Annotated in this window: 19 protein-coding genes; 4 read left to right on the top strand and 15 right to left on the bottom strand. The window is 69.1% G+C overall.

Going from position 1 to position 17,016, the window contains the following annotated elements; all coding sequences use genetic code 11:
* Positions 1-4 precede the first annotated feature (4 nt).
* Together otsB and ABD197_RS10180 are read right to left on the bottom strand one after the other, a co-directional pair.
* On the bottom strand, positions 5-790 hold the full coding sequence (gene otsB, locus ABD197_RS10175) for a trehalose-phosphatase (RefSeq protein WP_344054137.1): 786 nt from the start codon (positions 788-790) through the stop codon (positions 5-7).
* Positions 787-2,214, bottom strand: a complete 1,428-nt coding sequence (locus ABD197_RS10180) for an alpha,alpha-trehalose-phosphate synthase (UDP-forming) (RefSeq protein ID WP_344054139.1) — start codon at positions 2,212-2,214, stop codon at positions 787-789. Before ABD197_RS10180 ends, otsB begins: the two co-directional genes overlap by 4 nt.
* An 88-nt stretch (positions 2,215-2,302) precedes the next feature.
* Here ABD197_RS10180 and ABD197_RS10185 point away from each other — a divergent pair, with 88 nt between their 5' ends.
* A complete protein-coding gene (locus ABD197_RS10185) occupies positions 2,303-2,557 on the top strand; it encodes a hypothetical protein (protein WP_344054141.1) in 255 nt (84 codons plus the stop codon).
* Here ABD197_RS10185 and ABD197_RS10190 read toward each other — a convergent pair.
* From ABD197_RS10190 to ABD197_RS10205, 4 genes are all read right to left on the bottom strand, one after another.
* Entirely contained in the window at positions 2,535-3,002 is a 468-nt protein-coding gene (locus tag ABD197_RS10190) for a GNAT family N-acetyltransferase (protein ID WP_344054143.1), read from the bottom strand. The two genes, ABD197_RS10185 and ABD197_RS10190, sit on opposite strands and share 23 nt — an antisense overlap.
* 18 nt (positions 3,003-3,020) lie before the next feature.
* Positions 3,021-4,205, bottom strand: coding sequence for an acetyl-CoA C-acetyltransferase (locus ABD197_RS10195; RefSeq protein ID WP_344054145.1), 1,185 nt, complete (start codon positions 4,203-4,205; stop codon positions 3,021-3,023).
* Positions 4,206-4,278: 73 nt separating this feature from the next.
* The gene (locus ABD197_RS10200) at positions 4,279-4,947 is read right to left on the bottom strand and encodes a CoA transferase subunit B (protein ID WP_344054147.1); all 669 of its coding nucleotides are present in this window, start codon (positions 4,945-4,947) and stop codon (positions 4,279-4,281) included.
* A 2-nt stretch (positions 4,948-4,949) separates the two neighbouring features.
* Positions 4,950-5,750, bottom strand: coding sequence for a CoA transferase subunit A (locus tag ABD197_RS10205; RefSeq protein ID WP_344054149.1), 801 nt, complete (start codon positions 5,748-5,750; stop codon positions 4,950-4,952).
* A gap of 107 nt (positions 5,751-5,857) precedes the next feature.
* On the opposite strand from ABD197_RS10205, the gene ABD197_RS10210 reads away from it, so the two are divergent.
* The gene (locus tag ABD197_RS10210) at positions 5,858-6,652 is read left to right on the top strand and encodes an IclR family transcriptional regulator (RefSeq protein WP_344054151.1); all 795 of its coding nucleotides are present in this window, start codon (positions 5,858-5,860) and stop codon (positions 6,650-6,652) included.
* 3 nt (positions 6,653-6,655) lie between these two features.
* Here the strand turns inward: ABD197_RS10210 and ABD197_RS10215 are convergent, their stop codons facing one another.
* Genes ABD197_RS10215 through ABD197_RS10255 form a run of 9 tightly spaced genes read right to left on the bottom strand, consistent with a single transcriptional unit; the run spans position 6,656 to position 15,185 of the window.
* A complete protein-coding gene (locus tag ABD197_RS10215; RefSeq protein ID WP_344054153.1) occupies positions 6,656-7,549 on the bottom strand; it encodes an alpha/beta hydrolase in 894 nt (297 codons plus the stop codon).
* Positions 7,546-8,298: a 3-hydroxybutyrate dehydrogenase gene (locus ABD197_RS10220; RefSeq protein ID WP_344054155.1), complete on the bottom strand. Its 753-nt coding sequence runs from the start codon at positions 8,296-8,298 to the stop codon at positions 7,546-7,548. Before ABD197_RS10220 ends, ABD197_RS10215 begins: the two co-directional genes overlap by 4 nt.
* Entirely contained in the window at positions 8,295-8,987 is a 693-nt protein-coding gene (locus tag ABD197_RS10225) for a TetR/AcrR family transcriptional regulator (RefSeq protein ID WP_344054157.1), read from the bottom strand. The genes ABD197_RS10220 and ABD197_RS10225 overlap by 4 nt, the downstream gene beginning before the upstream one ends.
* On the bottom strand, positions 8,971-10,524 hold the full coding sequence (locus ABD197_RS10230; RefSeq protein ID WP_344054159.1) for a class I adenylate-forming enzyme family protein: 1,554 nt from the start codon (positions 10,522-10,524) through the stop codon (positions 8,971-8,973). The genes ABD197_RS10225 and ABD197_RS10230 overlap by 17 nt, the downstream gene beginning before the upstream one ends.
* Positions 10,521-11,624, bottom strand: a complete 1,104-nt coding sequence (locus ABD197_RS10235) for a branched-chain amino acid ABC transporter permease (RefSeq protein ID WP_344054161.1) — start codon at positions 11,622-11,624, stop codon at positions 10,521-10,523. Before ABD197_RS10235 ends, ABD197_RS10230 begins: the two co-directional genes overlap by 4 nt.
* Complete coding sequence (locus tag ABD197_RS10240; protein ID WP_344054163.1) at positions 11,621-12,496, bottom strand: branched-chain amino acid ABC transporter permease; 876 nt, start codon at positions 12,494-12,496, stop codon at positions 11,621-11,623. The genes ABD197_RS10235 and ABD197_RS10240 overlap by 4 nt, the downstream gene beginning before the upstream one ends.
* Entirely contained in the window at positions 12,493-13,206 is a 714-nt protein-coding gene (locus tag ABD197_RS10245; RefSeq protein WP_344054165.1) for an ABC transporter ATP-binding protein, read from the bottom strand. Before ABD197_RS10245 ends, ABD197_RS10240 begins: the two co-directional genes overlap by 4 nt.
* Positions 13,203-13,967 (bottom strand): ABC transporter ATP-binding protein, encoded by a 765-nt coding sequence (locus ABD197_RS10250; RefSeq protein WP_344054167.1) that lies wholly within the window; start codon positions 13,965-13,967, stop codon positions 13,203-13,205. Before ABD197_RS10250 ends, ABD197_RS10245 begins: the two co-directional genes overlap by 4 nt.
* 12 nt (positions 13,968-13,979) lie before the next feature.
* The gene (locus ABD197_RS10255; protein WP_344054169.1) at positions 13,980-15,185 is read right to left on the bottom strand and encodes a substrate-binding domain-containing protein; all 1,206 of its coding nucleotides are present in this window, start codon (positions 15,183-15,185) and stop codon (positions 13,980-13,982) included.
* 143 nt (positions 15,186-15,328) lie between these two features.
* Between ABD197_RS10255 and ABD197_RS10260 the strand changes: the two genes are divergently transcribed.
* Together ABD197_RS10260 and ABD197_RS10265 are read left to right on the top strand one after the other, a co-directional pair.
* Entirely contained in the window at positions 15,329-15,760 is a 432-nt protein-coding gene (locus ABD197_RS10260; RefSeq protein ID WP_344054171.1) for a MarR family winged helix-turn-helix transcriptional regulator, read from the top strand.
* Entirely contained in the window at positions 15,757-16,992 is a 1,236-nt protein-coding gene (locus ABD197_RS10265) for an MFS transporter (protein WP_344054173.1), read from the top strand. Before ABD197_RS10260 ends, ABD197_RS10265 begins: the two co-directional genes overlap by 4 nt.
* Positions 16,993-17,016: the final 24 nt, after the last annotated feature.

Here is a 17,016-nt window from a genome sequence, read left to right on the forward strand (position 1 = left end):
AAGTCTATTGCCGCGACGATGCCCGCATCCGTGCCAGCGCGCTCAACGCGTCGGCCAATTCTTGGATGCTTCCGACACGCACCGAAGCCGCCGTCTGGCCGTCGCCGACGCGGATGCCGAGATCGGCATCCCCGAGGCTCGCCAGTGCGTCCTCGTCCGTGACGTCGTCTCCCGCGAACAGCACCGCGGTCGCGCCGAGCCGCTCGCGCAGCGCCGCGATGGCGGAGTCCTTGCCCTCGTGGCGGAAGGAGTACTCGACGATGTTGTGGCCGGTGCGGCGCCGCCAGTGCGGCGCCCGTTCGGCCACGAGCCGGTCGGCGGCGTCGCGTGCGGTGGCGGCGTCCGCGGCGCTCGCGACGCGGGTGTGGATGCCGAATCCGTACGTCTTCGGCTCGACCCACACTCCGTCCAGGTCCGCCAACCGCGAGGTGAGCTCTTCGCGGAGCGCGTCGCGGAGCGCGTCGGCCGCCGCGTCGCCGGCGGTGGCCACCTGTCCTTCGCCGGGCACCCAGAATTCGGCCCCGTGCGATCCGGCGAGGTACACGGGCGAGTCGTCGCCGTGCTCCGCGATCTCCCGCAGATCGTGCAGGCTCCGGCCCGAGACGAAGGCGACCGGCGTATCCGCAAGGTCTGCCAGCGCTGCGACGGCGGCCGCCGCCTCCGGCAGCGCCCGAGCACTCATCGGGTCGTCCTCGAGCGGAGCGAGCGTGCCGTCGAAGTCGAGTGCGACCAGGAGCCGATCGGATGCCGCGACCCGGGCCAGTGCGCCGTGGAGGGACCCGCCGCTCACGCGTCGACTCCGGACCGGCCCGCGCCGTGGAACTGCGCGAGTGCCTCCAGGAATTCGCGGGACCAGTCCTCGACGCTGTGTTCGAGCACTCGGCGCCGCGCCGCGCGCATGCGTCGCCCCTGCTCGGCGGGCGCCATCTCGACCGCGCGCATCATGGCCTCCTTGAGGCCCTCGATGTCGTGCGGATTGACCCGCAGGGCGGTGCCGAGTTCATCGGCGGCGCCGGCGAATTCGCTCAGGATCAGGACGCCGCGGTTGTCCACCCGGGACGCGACGTATTCCTTCGCCACGAGGTTCATGCCGTCGCGCAGGGCCGTCACGAGCATGACGTCGGCCGCGAGGAACAGGGCGACCATCTCCTCGCGCGGGTAGGCCTGATGGAGATAGCGGATCGCCGTGTGCCCCATCGTGTCGAAATCGCCGTTGATGCGTCCGACCGTGAGTTCGATCTCGTCGCGCAACTGAATGTAGGCGGCGACGCGCTCGCGGCTGGGGCTCGCGACCTGCACGAGCGTGACGTCGTCGACGCTGAGCTTCTCGTCGGTCAGCAGCTCGCCGAACGCCTTCAGGCGATGACGGATCCCCTTGGTGTAGTCGAGACGGTCGACGCCGAGGAAGATGCGCTTCGGATTGCCGAGGCTCTCGCGGATCTCACGGGCGCGGGCCTGCACGTCGTCACGGTGTGCGAGCTCGATGTAGGAGGTCGCGTCGATCGAGATGGGGAAGGCCTTCGCGAGGGCACGGCGGGTCGTGCCGTCCTTCTCGGGTACGACGATGCCGGAGGCCTTCGTCTCGTACCGCAGCTGACGGCGCACGGCACGGGCGAAGTTGCCGGCGTCCGCGACGCGCTGGAAGCCGATGACGTCGGCGCCGAGCAGGCCCTCCAGCACCTGCCGACGCCACGGCAGCTGCGAGTACAGACCGTATGCGGGGAACGGAATGTGGTGGAAGTAGCCGATGACCAGATCCGGCCGCAGATCGCGCAGCATCCGCGGCACGAGCTGCAGTTGGTAGTCCTGTACCCACACCGTGGCTCCCGGCTCCGCCGCGTCGGCGGCCGCCTGCGCGAAGCGGCGGTTCACCCGGACGTACGACTCCCACCAGACTCTCTTGTAGCGCGGTTCGGCGATCACGTCGTGGTACAGCGGCCAGATCGTGTCGTTCGAGAAACCCTCGTAGTACAGCTCCACGTCCTCCGCGCTCAGCGTGACGGGCACGAGCATCGTGCCGTCGAACTCGAACGGGTCCAGATCGACGTCGGGCTGACCGGCCCAGCCCACCCACGCGCCGTCGGCCTTCTTCATCACCGGTTCCAGCGCGGTCACCAGGCCACCGGGAGAACGACGCCACTCCCCCTCTCCGGCGTCGGAGACGCGGTCCACCGGGAGGCGGTTGGCGACGACGACGAACTCGGCCTTGTGCACGGAGGACTCCTGACTCGGGGGCTTCCCAGGCTAACAGCGGGCTGTCAAGGGGCCGTGGGGGTTGCGGTCAGCCGATAGCGTTGTCGGCATGCGCAAGTACCTCTTCGGAACCGGGCTCGTCAGCGCCGTCATGGGCGGCGTCACTCTGCTGCGGAGCCTGCGCAGCGAGGAGACGTTCACGTGGCGGACGGCGCTCGCGTGGCTCAGCTGGGGCATCACCCTCGCCCTCGCGATCGGCTCCGTCGTCGACACCCGCCGTGCGTCCCGCGGCAAGCTCATCGCGACGGACTCCCCCGTCGACGACAATCGCACGGACCTGCTCAAGAAGCGGATCCGCCGCTGACCTCCAGGTCGATCTCGTAGTGCACGAACCCGGTGTCGACGGCCACCCGGTCATAGAGTCGACGCGCGCGGGCATTCGTGCGCTGAGTGAGCCAATAGACCTTCGGGCTGCCGTTCTCCCGTGCCCACTCCCGGACGTGCGCGATCAGCGACTCGCCCGCTCCGGTACCGCGCGCGTCGGGATGGACGAACAGATCCTCCAGGTAGCAATACGGACCGTCCGACCACGTGGACGGGTGCGTGAGCCAGTGCACGAAACCCAGGGCCGCGCCCGCTTCGTCGCGGATGAGGGCGCCGTGCACGGCGTCGTCCGCTGACACGAGCCGTGCGAACGTCAGCTCGTTCTGCGCGTCGGTGAGCTCGGTCTCATAGAACTCGAGGTACGCCCGCCAGAGCGGCATCCATTCGTCGTGATCTTCCGGGGCGAGCGGCGCAATCGCGGACATGGTGGCGAGAGTAGTCGCTCAGCGGGTGAGGATGAGCGCGTCCCCCTGGCCGCCGCCGCCGCACAGGGCCACGGCCGCGGTGCCCGACCCGCGCCGGACGAGTTCGTGCACCGCGTGAACGACGAGCCGGTTTCCGGACGCACCGATCGGGTGCCCGATCGCGATGCCGCCACCGTGGATGTTCACCACGTCATCCGAGAGCCCGAGCTCGCGCTGCGACTGAGCGACGACCGCGCCGAAGGCCTCGTTGATCTCGACGACGTCCAGATCGGAGGCGGTGATGCCCTGCTTGCCGAGCGCCTTCTCGATCGCGCGCGCGGGTTGCGCGTGCAGCGAATTGTCGGGGCCGGCCACCTGACCGGATGCGCCGATCACGGCGAGCACCTCCCACCCGTTCTCGTCCGCGTGCGAGCGCGTCGTCAGCACGACCGCCGATGCGCCGTCGGAGATCGGCGACGAGTTGCCGGCCGTGATCGAACCGCCCTGTGCGAACGCGGAACGCAGGCCCGCGAGCGTGTCGGTCGTCGTCTCCGGGCGGATGCCCTCGTCGCGCGTGAGCATGAGCGGATCCCCCTTGCGCTGCGGCACCTCGACCGGGACGATCTCCGTCTCGAACAGACCGGCCTCGTACGCAGCGGCCGCGCGCTGGTGGGAACGCGCCGCCACGGCGTCCTGGTCCGCTCGAGTCAGGCCGTAGCGATCGTTGAGCTGCTCGGTCGACAGGCCCATCGACACCTTGTCGTACGCGTCGGTGAGCCCGTCGAACGCCATGTGATCGAGCACCTCGACAGTCCCGTACTGCCAGCCTTCGCGGGATCCCATCAGCAGGTGCGGGGCGCGTGTCATGGACTCCATGCCGGCGGCGACCACGACGGTCGCATCTCCGGTGCGGATCATGCGGGCACCGTCGATGATCGCCGTCAGGCCGGACAGGCACACCTTGTTGATCGACGCGGCGTGGACGCTCCACGGGATGCCGGCGCCGATCGCCGCCTGACGGGCGGCGTTCTGACCCGAGCCGGCCGGCAGCACCTGTCCGACGAGCACGGCGTCCACGGCGTCCACCGGCACACCGCCCCGGGCGAGTGCTCCGGCGATCGCGAGCGAGCCGAGCTGGGGTGCCGTGAAGGACGACAGCTGTCCTTTCAGCCGCCCTTGCGGCGTCCGTGCGGCAGCGACGATGACGATGTCCTCGGTGGTCATGAGACGACTTCCTTCTCTCGTGCGGTGAGCTCATCCGCGACGATGAGCGGAGGTTCGGTGGCGTCCTCGGTGGTCATGAGACGACCTCCTTCTCTCGTGCGGTGAGCTCATCCGCGACGATGAGCGGAGGTTCGGTGGCCGCGATGATCTCGTCGACGCTCACGCCGGGCGCAGTCTCCACGAGCACGAGCCCGTCGGCGGTGACATCGATCACGGCGAGGTCGGTGATGATCCGGTCCACGACGCCTTTGCCGGTGAGGGGCAACGAGCACGCATCGACGATCTTCGCCGAGCCGTCCTTCGCGACGTGCTCCATGAGCACGATGACCTTCTCGGCCCCGTGCACCAGATCCATCGCGCCGCCCGGGCCCTTGACCATCTTGCCGGGGATCATCCAGTTGGCGAGGTCGCCCTGCGCCGACACCTGCATCGCACCGAGGATCGCCGCATCGATCTTGCCGCCGCGGATCATCCCGAAGCTCGTGGCGGAGTCGAAGAACGCCGCGCCGGGGAGCGTGGTGACCGTCTCCTTGCCCGCGTTGATGAGATCGGGGTCGACGTTCTCCTCGGTCGGGTAGGGACCGACGCCCAGGATGCCGTTCTCGGACTGCAGCACGACGGTCATGCCCTCGGGCACGTAGTTGGGCACGAGCGTGGGCAGCCCGATGCCGAGGTTCACGTACGAGCCGTCGGAGAGCTCGGCGGCCGCGCGGGCCGCCATCTCGTTGCGGGTCAGGGCCATGGTCATGCTCCTTCGGGGATGTCGCGGCTCAGTGCATCGGCGACCGACACGGTGCGGCGCTCGATGCGCTTCTCGATGTCGTGCCCGACCTCGATGATGCGGTGGACGTAGATTCCGGGCAGATGGATCTGGTCGGGATCGAGTTCCCCCGGCTCCACGAGCTCCTCGACCTCGGCGATGCACACCCGGCCGGCCATCGCCGCGAGCGGGTTGAAATTGCGCGCCGCCTTGTTGAAGATCAGATTGCCGTGGCGGTCGCCTTTGAGGGCGTGCACGAGCGAGAAGTCGGTCACGATCGCCTCCTCGAGCACGTAGTCGCCGGCGATCCCGCCCACCACGAACGCGCGGACATCCTTGACCGGTGAGGCGACGGCGACTCCGCCCTGTCCGTCGTACCGACGCGGCAGACCGCCCTCGGCGACCTGCGTGCCGACGCCGGTCTGCGTGAAGAACGCGGCGATCCCCGAGCCGCCGGCCCGCAGCTTCTCGGCCAGCGTGCCCTGCGGAGTGAGTTCCAGTTCGAGCTCGCCGGAGAGGAACTGCCGCTCGAACTCCTTGTTCTCGCCGACGTACGACGAGGTCATCTTGCGGATGCGCTTCGCGTTCAAGAGCACCCCGAGTCCCCAGTCGTCGACACCGCAGTTGTTGCTGACGATGCTGAGGTCGCCGGTGCCCTGAGCGAGCAGTGCCTGGATGAGCGCGGTCGGGTTGCCGGACAGGCCGAAACCGCCGACGGCGAGCGAGGCGCCCTCCGGGATGTCGGCGACGGCCTCGGTGGCGGACGCGTAGGTCTTGTCGATCACGGACGACTCCTGTGTCGGTACGAGCGGGGTGCTCCCATCCTGCGCCGACCGGATGCCGAGCGCACCCCTGCGCTTGTCATGTGGAACCCTGCGCGACTACCGTCCATATGGTGGACACAACATCGGGTCGATCCGTTCCCGGCGCACAATCGATCGCCAGGGCGGCACGCCTGTTGCGATTGGTGACCGCGGCCGGCGCGGACGGGCTCAGCGTGGCCGAGCTCGCGCGGAGCGCCGACCTCACGCGCCCGACCGCGCATCGACTCCTCACGGCTCTCCGCCATGAGGGACTCGTCGACCAGGACGAACGCAGCGGGCGATGGATGCCGGGGCCCGAGCTGTATCTCATGGGCACGGTCGCGGCATCCCGCTACGACATCACCGGGATCGCGCGCGACGTCGTGCGATCCCTCGCCGTGCGCACGGAGGAGAGCGCGTTCCTGTCGGTGCGACGAGGAGATGAGACGGTGTGCCTTCTCCGGGAGGAGGGCAGCTTCCCGATCCGGTCGTTCGTCCTCTCGGAAGGCGTGCGGTTCCCGCTCGGTGTCGCATCCGCGGGACTCGCGATCCTCGCTTTCCTCCCACCCCACGATGTGGACGCCTACTTCGAGCGTCACCCCGAGCTCGGGCAGCGTTGGGGTGCCGCACACGCGGAGCCGCGACTGCGGACCCGGCTGAAGGAGACACACGAGCGGGGGTTCGCCCTGAACCCCGGGCTCATCGTCGAGGGCAGCTTCGGGCTCGGAGCGGCGGTGTTCACGCGCGAGGGGCATCCGCAGTGGGCGCTGAGCCTGACCGGGGTGCAGTTCCGCTTCGGTCCGGATCGGCTTGCCGAACTCGGACGCATCCTGCTCGCACACGCGCATCAACTCACCACGAGGGTCGCGTCCGCGCAGCGCTGAGCATCAGCGCGCAGGCAGACGCTCCCGCACGACACTGGCGATCACATCAGCGCCCCGCGGCGACATCGCGATCGTGTAGTGATTCACATCCTCGACGGCGACGTGCCCGAGACCCGGATACCGCGTGAGCAATTCGGGCACCCGCTCCGCGTCGTACAGGGCGGGCACCTGATCGAGGAGCCCGCGCTCGGCCGTGAGCAGCACCGTCGGACGACGCAGGTGCGCGAGCGCGTCGACGATCGCCGTGCCGGTGTTCTGATCGATCGAGTCCTCCTCGAGCGTGGCGTAGCTCGTGGAAGGGCGCAGCTCGGGCTCTTCTCCCACCAAGTCGTACGCGAGATAGGCCTCGAGTTCCGGCGTCCAATCCCGTGCGAACGCGGGGTGCGCCCGCCAGAATTCCCGGTAGGACTCGACGCTCGCGAAACGCAGGGCGAGCCGGTCGGCGGTCGGCCCCAGGACCGTGCGGATCGCCTCGTCGGCAGAGATGCCCGCGGGCAGATCGAGCGGCAGTCCGCCGTCCACCAGCACGATGCCGTCGACCCGATCGGGGTGGAGATCGCCGAAGACGAGTGCCACGAACGCGCCCATCGAGTGTCCGACCACGACGGCGCGCTCGACCTCGAGCGCGTCCATCACGTCGGCGAGGTCCCGCGCGTGCGCCGCGAGTCCGGCAGGACCGGTCAGACCGTTGCTCCGGCCGCGGCCGCGGAGGTCCGGCGCGATCACCCGGACGCCCGGCAGCCGCTCGGCGACGAACGGCCACGACAGGTGGGATGCCGTCACCCCGTGGATCAGCAGGACCGCGGGACCGGCATCCGGGCCCCACAGACCCACCCGCATGTCGCCGCCCTCGACGGGAACGTCGAGCGTGCGGTAGTGCGTGAGCGTCTCGGTCATCGCGCCGTCCACCCGCCGTCCATCGTGTAGGAGGCGCCGGTGACCATGCCCGCCGAATCGGACACGAGCCAGCCCGCCAGCGAGGCGACCTCCTCGGGTTCGATCAGGCGCTTGATCGCGGACTCGGTGAGCATGATCTTCTCGACGACTTCGTCCTCGGGGATGCCGTGCACCGCCGCCTGATCGGCGATCTGCTTCTGCACGAGCGGTGTGTTGACGTAGGCGGGGTTGATGCAGTTGCTCGTGACCCCGTGCGGTCCGCCTTCGAGGGCTGTGACCTTCGACAACCCCTCGAGGGCGTGCTTCGCGGTGACGTACGCGGACTTGAACGGGCTCGCGCGCAGTCCATGGGCGCTGGAGACGTTGAGGATCCTGCCCCATCCGCGTCGGTACATCCCGGGGAGCACGGCGCGGATGAGCAGGAACGGAGACTCCACCATGAGTCGCTGCATGAGCCGGAAGTCCTCGGGCACGAATTCCGCGATCGGACTCACCCGCTGGATGCCGGCGTTGTTGACGAGGATGTCCACGTCGAGCGAGACGTCCTCGAGCGCTGCCGTGTCGGCGAGATCGACGAGCCACGGCTCACCCCCGACCTCTTCGGCCACGGACTCGGTCAGATAGACGTGGTGGTCGGCGACGATGACGTGCGCGCCGCGCGCGGCGAACTCCCGAACGCACGCGAGTCCGATGCCGCTCGCGCCGCCGGTGATGAGCGCGCGCCTGCCGGCGAGGTCCTGTTCGGTCATTCGGGGGTTCCGTTCTCGTCTGCGCCGGCCCGGGGCGCCAGGGCGTTGTCGATGAAGCGCATCATGTCGTCGAAGACCGCGGGCTCGATCGCGGACGGCGCAGCGCCGAGGCCGTCGCGCTCCCACAGCAGGAAGCGCATGCCGATGAGCTCACCCATGCCCATGAGCGCCCAGGCGGTCACGTGCGGGTCCAGAGCGCGGTCCACTTCGCCCGCCTGCTGCGCGGCGCGCAGACCCGCCTCGTATCCGTCGACGATGCGGCTGTAGTGCAGCCGCAGGGTCTCCGGCGAGACGAACTCCGCTTCGCGCACGACGCGGTACAACGCCGGGTGCGCCGCCGTGAACCGGAAGAACCCTTCGAAACCCGCGCGCTCGGCTTCCAGTCGCGTCGCTGCTCCCGCCATCGCCTCCGACATCGAGTGGCGCACGCGCCGGTTCAAGTCGATCACGAGTGCTTCGAAGATCGTCTGCTTGCTGTCGAAGTACAGGTAGAACGTGCCGAGCCCGATCCCGGCGCGCTCGGTGATCTTGACGATCGACGCCTCGTGGTACCCCTGCTCGGCGAACACGACCTCGGCCGCCTCCAGCAGGCGCCGGCGGGTCGCCTCGCCACGCTTGGTCAGCGGGCGGCCGGTCGCGGGCGAGACGAGAGCGGCCTCCTCGTCGATCAGCTCATCGGGAGCGGTCATGCGGCACACCTTCCACCATCCGTCGCGCTCGGTCCCTGAGTCGGGAGCGAGCGAGCTTGTCGATCGTCGACGTCGGGAGCGTATCGACGAATTCCATGCGCACGGGGACCTTGAAGCCGGCGAGCAGGCGACGCGCATGCGCGAACACCTCGTCCGGCGAAATCGGACCCGCGGCGACGACGAACGCGACGCCGCGTTCGCCCCACACCGGGTCGGGGACGCCGACGACGGCGGCAGCCTCGATGAGGGGATGCTGCACGAGGGCGGACTCCACTTCGGCCGGAGCCACGTTCTCGCCACCGGAGATGAAGATGTCCTTGAGTCGATCGACCACCCGGTAGGTGCCGGCCGTATCGCGCTGAACCAGGTCACCCGTGCGCAGCCAGTCGCCTGCCATCGCGCGCCGCGTCGCCTCATCGTCGCCGAGGTACTTCGCGAAGACGCTCGGACCGCGCACCCACAGCTCACCCGTCGCGCTCCCGCGCAGCGGGAGGTGTGTGTCCGGATCGACGATCTGCACGCTCACATGCGGGTACGGTCGGCCGACGCCGCCCGACGTGACGCCGGCATCGTCCGGTGCGACGTGCAGGACGTTGGGTCCCGCTTCGGTCAGCCCGTATCCCTGGACGAGCCGCACGCCGCGCGAAGCCCACTGCGCGTGCAGCGCGGTCGGCATCGTGGCTCCGCCCACGAGCGCCAGCCGCAGGGAGGAGACGTCCGCGCTCTCCCAGTCCCGATCGGCGGCGAGGAGACCGTACTGGGTCGGCACCCCCATCATCGCCGTGACCCGTCGCTCGGCGATCAGCTGCAGGGCGCGGGCGGGCTGGAAGGTGCGCTCCAGCACGACCGTGGCCCCGACCCACCATGCGAGGAGCGGCTGGCAGTTCCAGGCGGCGACGTGGAACTGCGGCAGGATCGCCAGCACGACGTCGTCGTGCGTCAGCGGCAGCGCCTGGGCGAGGGCGAGGTTGTTCCAGAAGCAGTTCGCATGCGTGAGCACGACACCCTTCGGCGTCGCTTCGCTGCCGGACGTGAAGATCACCAGGAGTGGGTCATCGTCGCGGACGCGCCTGCTCTCGCGCGGCGTGGGCGCACCGGGGATCGACGCTTCGACGCCGGTCGAGCCCAGGAACGCGCTGGGCGGGGGATTCTCGAGCCCGCGCATCGCTTCGTCAGCAAGCGCGGCGTACTCGTCGTCGATCAGGATGAGCGCGGGCGTGCACCGGATCATCACCGCGACCAGTTCGCTCGGCGTGCTGCGCCACGACAAGGGCACGAGGGCGATCCCCGCCAGGGCGCAGGCGAAGAACAGGACGACGTGGTCGGTCGAGTTGCCCGACACGGTGGCGATGCGGTCCCCCGGCCCGTAGCCGGCCGCTCGGAGTGCTGCGGCCAGCTCCTCGGCACGTCGACCGAGCGTCGCGTAGTCGGTCCGCACGCCGCGGTCGTCGATCGCGATCCGGTGCGGTGAGCGCGCCGCGCGGTCGGTGAGCCAGCGGCCGATCGTGTGCGGCCCATCCTCTGTCTCGGCACTCACGCTTTGACCTCTGCCGGCGCTTCGGCCTCGGCATCCGCATCGTCCATCTGACGCAGCGACAGGCGGACCCGCTCGCCCTTGCGTCGGCGCCACCAGGAATCGATCGTGCCGGCGATGCCGCCCGGAAGGAACATGACGACGAGGATGAAGAGCACACCGAGCAGGAAGAGCGGTTCGGACAGCGGGATGCGCAGGGCGTCGGGGAGGCCCGCGACGGCGTCGGATCCGGCGATCACGGTCAGTCGCTGATCGAGCAGGGTGTACAGCACGCCCCCCACGATGGCACCCCAGCGGAATCCGACGCCACCCAGCACGACCATCACCAGGATCGTGATCGTGAGATCTGCCGAGACCGCGCGCGGAACCGTTCCCGACTGCAGGAGCATGTAGGCCACGCCCGCCAGGCTCGCGAGCACTGCGGCGATCACGAAGATGACGAGCTTCGCCCGGTAGGGACGGAGCCCGAGGACCCGGACCCGCTGCTCGTTCTCGCGGGTCGCGCGGGCCAGGTGGCCGAGCCGCGAAGTGTCCACCCACAGTACGACGAGGTAGACCACCACGAGGACGACGAGCGTGAACCAGTACAGATTGCGGGTGTTCATCACCCCGACGAGGAAGTCGGGCACGCCGCTCGTCTGCAGTCCGAGCCCTTCCTCGCCGCCGGTGATCTCGGAGTTGCGCCGCACGAGCACGGATCCCGCTTGCGCGAATGCGAGCGTGACCATCGCGAACGGGATGCCGGAGACGCGCATGGCGACCGCACCGGTCACCAGGGCGATCAGCATCCCGCCGATCAGAGCGATGAAGATCCCCGGCCAGAGCGGAACGCCGAAGCGCTCGAGCGCGATGCCGAGGCCGTAGGCGCCCGCCCCGAAGTAGAGCGCGTGACCGAAGGACAGCATGCCGGCAGAGCCCAGCAGGAGGTTGTACGAGAGCGCCAGCGCGGCGAACACCATGCACAGGGAGAGCAGCGCGAGGGTTCCCGGCAGATAGGTCGGGGTGGGCAGGACGCCGGGTATCGAGATGTTCAGCAGCGGAAGCACCGCCATCAGGATCACCAGGCCAGCGCCGACGATCGTCGGGACGAAGCGACGGATCATGCCTTCCTCCCGAGGATGCCGGAGGGGCGGACGAGCAGCACGACCGCGAGCAGGATCACGACGATGAAGTCCCCCGTACCGTTCAGATACGAGTTGGCGAACTGCTGCAGGACGGCCACCAGGACCGACGCGATCGCCGCACCCGTGAGGGACCCGAGCCCGCCGATCACCGTGACGATGAAGGCGAAGATGAGCAGCGTCGATCCGAGATGAGCCGACACGAACGTGGTGTAGTGCATCGCGAGCACCCCGCCGATCCCGGCTGCCGCACCGCCGATCGCGAACACGAGCGTGAACGAGCGTCGCACGTCGATGCCGAGCGCCGTGACCATCGACCTGTTCTCGACACCGGCGCGGATGATCATGCCGTAGCGGGTGCGCTGCAGGAACAGCACGAGAGCCGCGAGAACGAGCGCGGCGGCGATCATGAGCACCCAGTACGTGTTGGGGATCCGTGCACCGAGCACCTCGGTGGTCTGCCGGAGCCACGGCGGCCCCGAGACGTTGATCGCGTCCGTGCCCCAGATGCCTTCGAACAGGGCGACCGCGGCGAAGGACAGCCCGACGGTCACGAGCACCTGCTCGATGTGCCGCTCGTACAGCGGACGGATCAGGATGAGCTCGGTGAGCGTCGCGAATGCGGCGCCGACGAGCGAGCCGACCACGATCGACAGCAGGAATGCGCCCCAGGATGCCGTGCCCAGCGCCTGCGCGACCGCCCAGCCGATGAAGGCGCTCAAGGTGAGGAACGCACCGTGCGCGAAGTTGAGCACGTGCATGAGTCCGTAGATCAGACTCAGTCCCGACGCGACGAGGAAGTAGAGGGCACCGAGACCCACGCCCGTGATCAGGGTGAGGACGAGCATGCTCATGCCGCACCGACTTCCGCGTGGACACCGAGCAGGCGGCGGGTGAGCTCCTCGTCGTCGAGGATCCCGCGAGCGGAGCCGGTATGGACGACGCGGCCGCCGCCGATCACGATCGCCGTGTCGGCGAGTCGGCGCACGACCTCGAGATTCTGCTCGACCAGGAGGATCGGCACGATACGCGACGCCTCCTGCAGCGCGTCGGCGACCTCGCCGACGATCTTGGGGGCGAGGCCCTTCGTCGGCTCGTCCACCAGCAGCAGGCGGTTGTCATTGAGAAGGGCGCGGGCGACGGAGACCATCTGCTGCTGTCCGCCCGACAGCGTGCCGGCCATCTGAGCGCGACGCTGCACGAGGTCGGGGAAGAGCTGGTCGACGAAGTCGCGGCGCGGATTCTTTTGCCGCTCCGCGAGGGACAGGTTCTCGGCCACCGTGAGCTTCGCGAACACCTCGCGATCCTCCGGGACGTAGCCCACACCGCGCTGGACGATGCGGTGGGTGGGGAGCCCGTCGATCCGCTCGCCCGCGAGCGTGACCCGTCCGCGACGCTGGATGAGTCCGAGGATCCCCCGCAGCGTCGAGGTCTTGCCGACGCCGTTTCGACCCAGCACGGCGGTCACGCCTGTCGCCGGCACCGTGAAGCTGACGTCTTCGACGACCTGCTGCCCGGCGATCGAGCACCGCAGGCCGGCGACCTCGAGGATGGGTGCGCTCATGCCGCCGTCCCCAGGTAGGCGCTCTGCACGAGCGGGTCGGCCATGACCTTCTGGGGCGTGTCGTAGGCGATGATGCTGCCGAAGTACATGACGGCGACCTTGTCGACGAGACCCATCAGGACATCGATGTGATGCTCGACCATGAGAACCGTGCAGCCCGTGTCGCGCTGCATCTGCCGGATGATCTCCACCAGCCCGGGGACGTCGCCGGAACCCACTCCCGCCATCGGCTCGTCCAGCAGCACGATCGACGCTTTCGTCACCAGAAGCACGGCGATCTCGAGTTTGCGCTTGTCGCCGTGCGAGATGTCACCGGCCGCGGTGTCGCGCTTGTGGCTGAGCCCTACGGCAGCGAGGCCGTCCAGGGCCACCCGGGTGGCGGCATCCGATCTGCGGGGGAAGTGGAACAGGCTGTAGTCCCCGCCGAGCGCCACCTGTGCGGCGAGTCGGACGTTCTCGAGCACGCTCAATCGCGGAAACAGGCTCGACGTCTGGAAAGTGCGCCCCAGTCCCGCCCGCGCCCGTGCGGGCACCGAGCTCGTCGTGACGTCGACGCCGTCCATCAGGACCCGGCCCGCCGTGGGCTTCATGAGGCCGGAGACGACGTTGAACAGCGTCGTCTTGCCGGCGCCGTTGGGTCCGATGACCCCGACCAGCGAGCCGGCGGCGACATCGAGTTCGACATCCTTGAGGATCGTCGCACCGCCGATCTGCAGGCCGAGGGCCTGGATCTTCAGCGCGGACGGGACAGGGGCGCCCATGGTACGCGCGACCTACTTCGCCGCAGCGGGCGGGGCGACCTCGTCGGCGGTGGCCGTATCGACGAGTTCGGGGACGAACGCGTCACCGTCTGCGACGAGCTTCGCCTGGTACATCTCCTGGATGAGGGCGTGGTCCTCCGCGCGCACGGTCATCGCACCCTTGGGACCGTCGAACTCGAAGCCCTCGAGCGCAGCGATCATCGCATCGACGTCGCCCTTGCCCTCTTCGATCGCGTGCACGATCATGATCGCCGCGTTGAAGCCGTCAGGGCTGAACAGGTCGGGGGTGCCCCCTTCCGCCTCGATCGCCTCGATCATCGCGGTGTTGACGTCGTTGTCGTTCGCCCCGGGGAAGTAGTGGTTCAGGAAGCTGATCTTCTCGGATGCCTCGCCGTACGCCCCGAACGTCGCCGAGTCGCCGAGTCCGGTGACGACCGGAATCTCGTCCAGGACGCCCTGCTGGCTCATCGCCTGCCACATCGCGCCGGAGGTCGCCCCCGCCCAGGCCACGAACACGAGGTCCGGGCTGCCGGCGAGCACCTGCTGGGCGAACGGCGTGAATTCGGTCACATCCTCCGCGACGAGCACCGAGTCCACGGTCGCTCCCTTCGCACCCAGGATCGCCTTCACTGCTGCTTCGTTTCCCTGCCCGAACGCATTGTTCTGGGCGAGGACGGTGATCTTCTTGCCCTCGAGGTCGTCGAGGAACGTGCCCGCGGTCGCGACGTCCTGCGCGCTCTGTCGACCGGAGCGGAACGTGTAGTCGTTCACACCGGTGATCGCATCGGCCGCCGCGGGCCCCGAGACGAAGAGCACCTTGTTCTGCGCGGCCTGCTCGGCCACAGCGAGGGCGACACCCGAGGATGCACTGCCGCCGATGATGGTGACGCCCGAGCCGATAAGCTCCTTGACGGCGGTGACGGCCTTGTCGGGATCTCCTGCGTCGTCCTTGTACTCGACGACGATCTTCGTCCCGGCGACCTCGTCCGTGCCGTCGGTCGCGTAATCGAGACCGGCCTTGAACCCGTCGAGGTACTGCTTGCCGTAGCCCGCGAGCGGACCCGTCTCGCTCGTGACCATACCGACGGTGATCTCGGCCGGGCCACCGGACTCCTCGGTCGCGCCGCCGCTCGGCGCCGTCTGCGGTGCGCAGGCCGCCAGGGCGAGCGCGGCCGTGGCGATCACGGACCCCAGGAGAAACTTCTTCGTAACCCGCATGTGCGTGCCTTTCACCATTGGAAGGGATCTACCTGAAACCTGATTCAGGTACTCGCTACGTTACGAAAGAGGACGACCGCTGTCAATGCGACGCCGTCACAGCTCTCGGAGCCACACACATACCTACGGTATATACTTGAGGTATGACTCACTCCGAAGATCTGCGGAACCTGGTGGTGGCCGCGCACGCCCTGACCCGGATCGCTGCGCAGGAAACGCGCAATGAGACGCCCGCCGCCCAGTGGCGGACCCTCACGATCCTCCGCGAGAACGGGCCGTTGCGTCTGGGCGAACTCGCCTCACTCAGTCGCGTCACCCAGCCGGGCATGACTCGTCTGGTCGGCGCGATGACGGAGGCCGGGCTCGTGCGGAAGTCGACGGATGCCGAGGACTCGCGTGTCACGCGGGTGGAGGTGACCGACTTCGGAGTCTCCGCGCTGGAAGCATGGATGTCCCAGCTCACGGACGCCCTGGCTCCGCACTTCTCCGATCTGGATGACCGGGACTGGGAGGCGCTGAGCCGCACCGCCGGCATCCTCGCCCGCAAGACCGGCGCGGCGGAGCTCGCCCGATGACCCGCGCACAGACGAGCCAGGCCCCCAGCGTGTGGCGGCAGCCGGTGAGGGTGTGGGCCGTCGCGTTCGCGTGCGTCGTCGCTTTCATGGGCATCGGCCTGGTCGACCCCATCCTCCCGGCGATCGCCGACCAGCTCCAGGCGAGCCCCGTCGAGACGGAACTCCTGTTCACGAGCTACTTGCTGGTGACCGGTCTGGCGATGCTCGTGACGAGCTTCGTCTCCAGTCGCATCGGCGCGAAGGCCACACTTCTGATCGGACTGGCCCTCATCCTGGTCTTCGCACTCGCGTGCGCGCTCAGCAGCAGCGTCGATGCGGTCATCGGCTTCCGCGCCGGGTGGGGACTGGGCAACGCCCTGTTCATCTCCACAGCGCTCGCCACGATCGTGGGCGCCGCAGCCGGCGGCAGCGGCGCGGCGATCGTGCTCTACGAGGCGGCTCTGGGCCTCGGCATCGCGATCGGTCCTCTTCTCGGCGGACTTCTCGGCTCGGTGAGCTGGCGAGGCCCGTTCTTCGGTGTCGCTGCGCTCATGGCGATCGCCCTGATCGGGGTGTCAGTGCTCCTGAAGGGCGACGAAGGACCTCGGACGCCCACGCGCCTGAGCGCGCCGCTGCGCGCTCTCCGTCACCCCGCGCTCGCACTCCTCGCCGCGGCAGCCCTGTTCTACAACATCGGCTTCTTCGTCCTGCTGGCGTTCTCGCCGTTCCCGCTCGGCTTCTCCGCGCTCGGCATCGGGCTCACGTTCTTCGGATGGGGGGTGGCGCTCGCGATCTCGAGCGTATGGGTCGCTCCCCTGCTGACTCGACGTATGTCGCGGACCGGTGTGCTGCTGCTCGTCCTGCCGCTGCTCGTGCTCGACCTGGTCGCCGCGGGCCTGGTGGTCACCTCCCCCGCCGCACTCGTGGCGTGCATCGTCGCGGGCGGATTCCTGCTCGGGATCGTGAACACCGTGCTGACGGAATCCGTGATGGAGGCGACCGACCTGCCGCGCTCCGTCGCGTCGTCGGCCTACTCCGCGGTGCGGTTCCTCGGTGGCGCCGCCGCTCCCCCGGTCGCGGCGCTGCTGTGGCACCTGGCAGGTCCCACCGTGCCCTATCTGTTCGCAGCGGCGTCGGTTCTGATCGCCGTGGTGATCATCGCCGTCGGACGGGGGCTGCTCGCCGGAGTCGACGGGCGTGCGGCCGATGCGGCGGACGAGGGGGCGGCCGTCCTGGTCGGCGACGCCGCGTGAGTCGAATCCGGCCCGTGGGGACGC

The sequence above is a fragment of the Microbacterium lacus genome (assembly GCF_039531105.1).
GTDB classification, from domain to species: Bacteria; Actinomycetota; Actinomycetes; order Actinomycetales; family Microbacteriaceae; genus Microbacterium; species Microbacterium lacus.

Coding starts and splice junctions, on each gene's coding strand:
- ABD197_RS10200 (WP_344054147.1), bottom strand. CDS start 4,947: ATGGCCCTGACCCGCAACGAGATGGCGGCCCGCGCGGCCGCCGAGCTC.
- ABD197_RS10245 (WP_344054165.1), bottom strand. CDS start 13,206: ATGAGCGCACCCATCCTCGAGGTCGCCGGCCTGCGGTGCTCGATCGCC.
- ABD197_RS10250 (WP_344054167.1), bottom strand. CDS start 13,967: ATGGGCGCCCCTGTCCCGTCCGCGCTGAAGATCCAGGCCCTCGGCCTG.
- ABD197_RS10265 (WP_344054173.1), top strand. CDS start 15,757: ATGACCCGCGCACAGACGAGCCAGGCCCCCAGCGTGTGGCGGCAGCCG.
- ABD197_RS10220 (WP_344054155.1), bottom strand. CDS start 8,298: ATGACCGAACAGGACCTCGCCGGCAGGCGCGCGCTCATCACCGGCGGC.
- ABD197_RS10235 (WP_344054161.1), bottom strand. CDS start 11,624: ATGATCCGTCGCTTCGTCCCGACGATCGTCGGCGCTGGCCTGGTGATC.
- ABD197_RS10195 (WP_344054145.1), bottom strand. CDS start 4,205: ATGACCACCGAGGACATCGTCATCGTCGCTGCCGCACGGACGCCGCAA.
- ABD197_RS10255 (WP_344054169.1), bottom strand. CDS start 15,185: ATGCGGGTTACGAAGAAGTTTCTCCTGGGGTCCGTGATCGCCACGGCC.
- ABD197_RS10260 (WP_344054171.1), top strand. CDS start 15,329: ATGACTCACTCCGAAGATCTGCGGAACCTGGTGGTGGCCGCGCACGCC.
- ABD197_RS10185 (WP_344054141.1), top strand. CDS start 2,303: ATGCGCAAGTACCTCTTCGGAACCGGGCTCGTCAGCGCCGTCATGGGC.
- ABD197_RS10210 (WP_344054151.1), top strand. CDS start 5,858: ATGGTGGACACAACATCGGGTCGATCCGTTCCCGGCGCACAATCGATC.
- ABD197_RS10225 (WP_344054157.1), bottom strand. CDS start 8,987: ATGACCGCTCCCGATGAGCTGATCGACGAGGAGGCCGCTCTCGTCTCG.
- ABD197_RS10240 (WP_344054163.1), bottom strand. CDS start 12,496: ATGAGCATGCTCGTCCTCACCCTGATCACGGGCGTGGGTCTCGGTGCC.
- ABD197_RS10190 (WP_344054143.1), bottom strand. CDS start 3,002: ATGTCCGCGATTGCGCCGCTCGCCCCGGAAGATCACGACGAATGGATG.
- ABD197_RS10215 (WP_344054153.1), bottom strand. CDS start 7,549: ATGACCGAGACGCTCACGCACTACCGCACGCTCGACGTTCCCGTCGAG.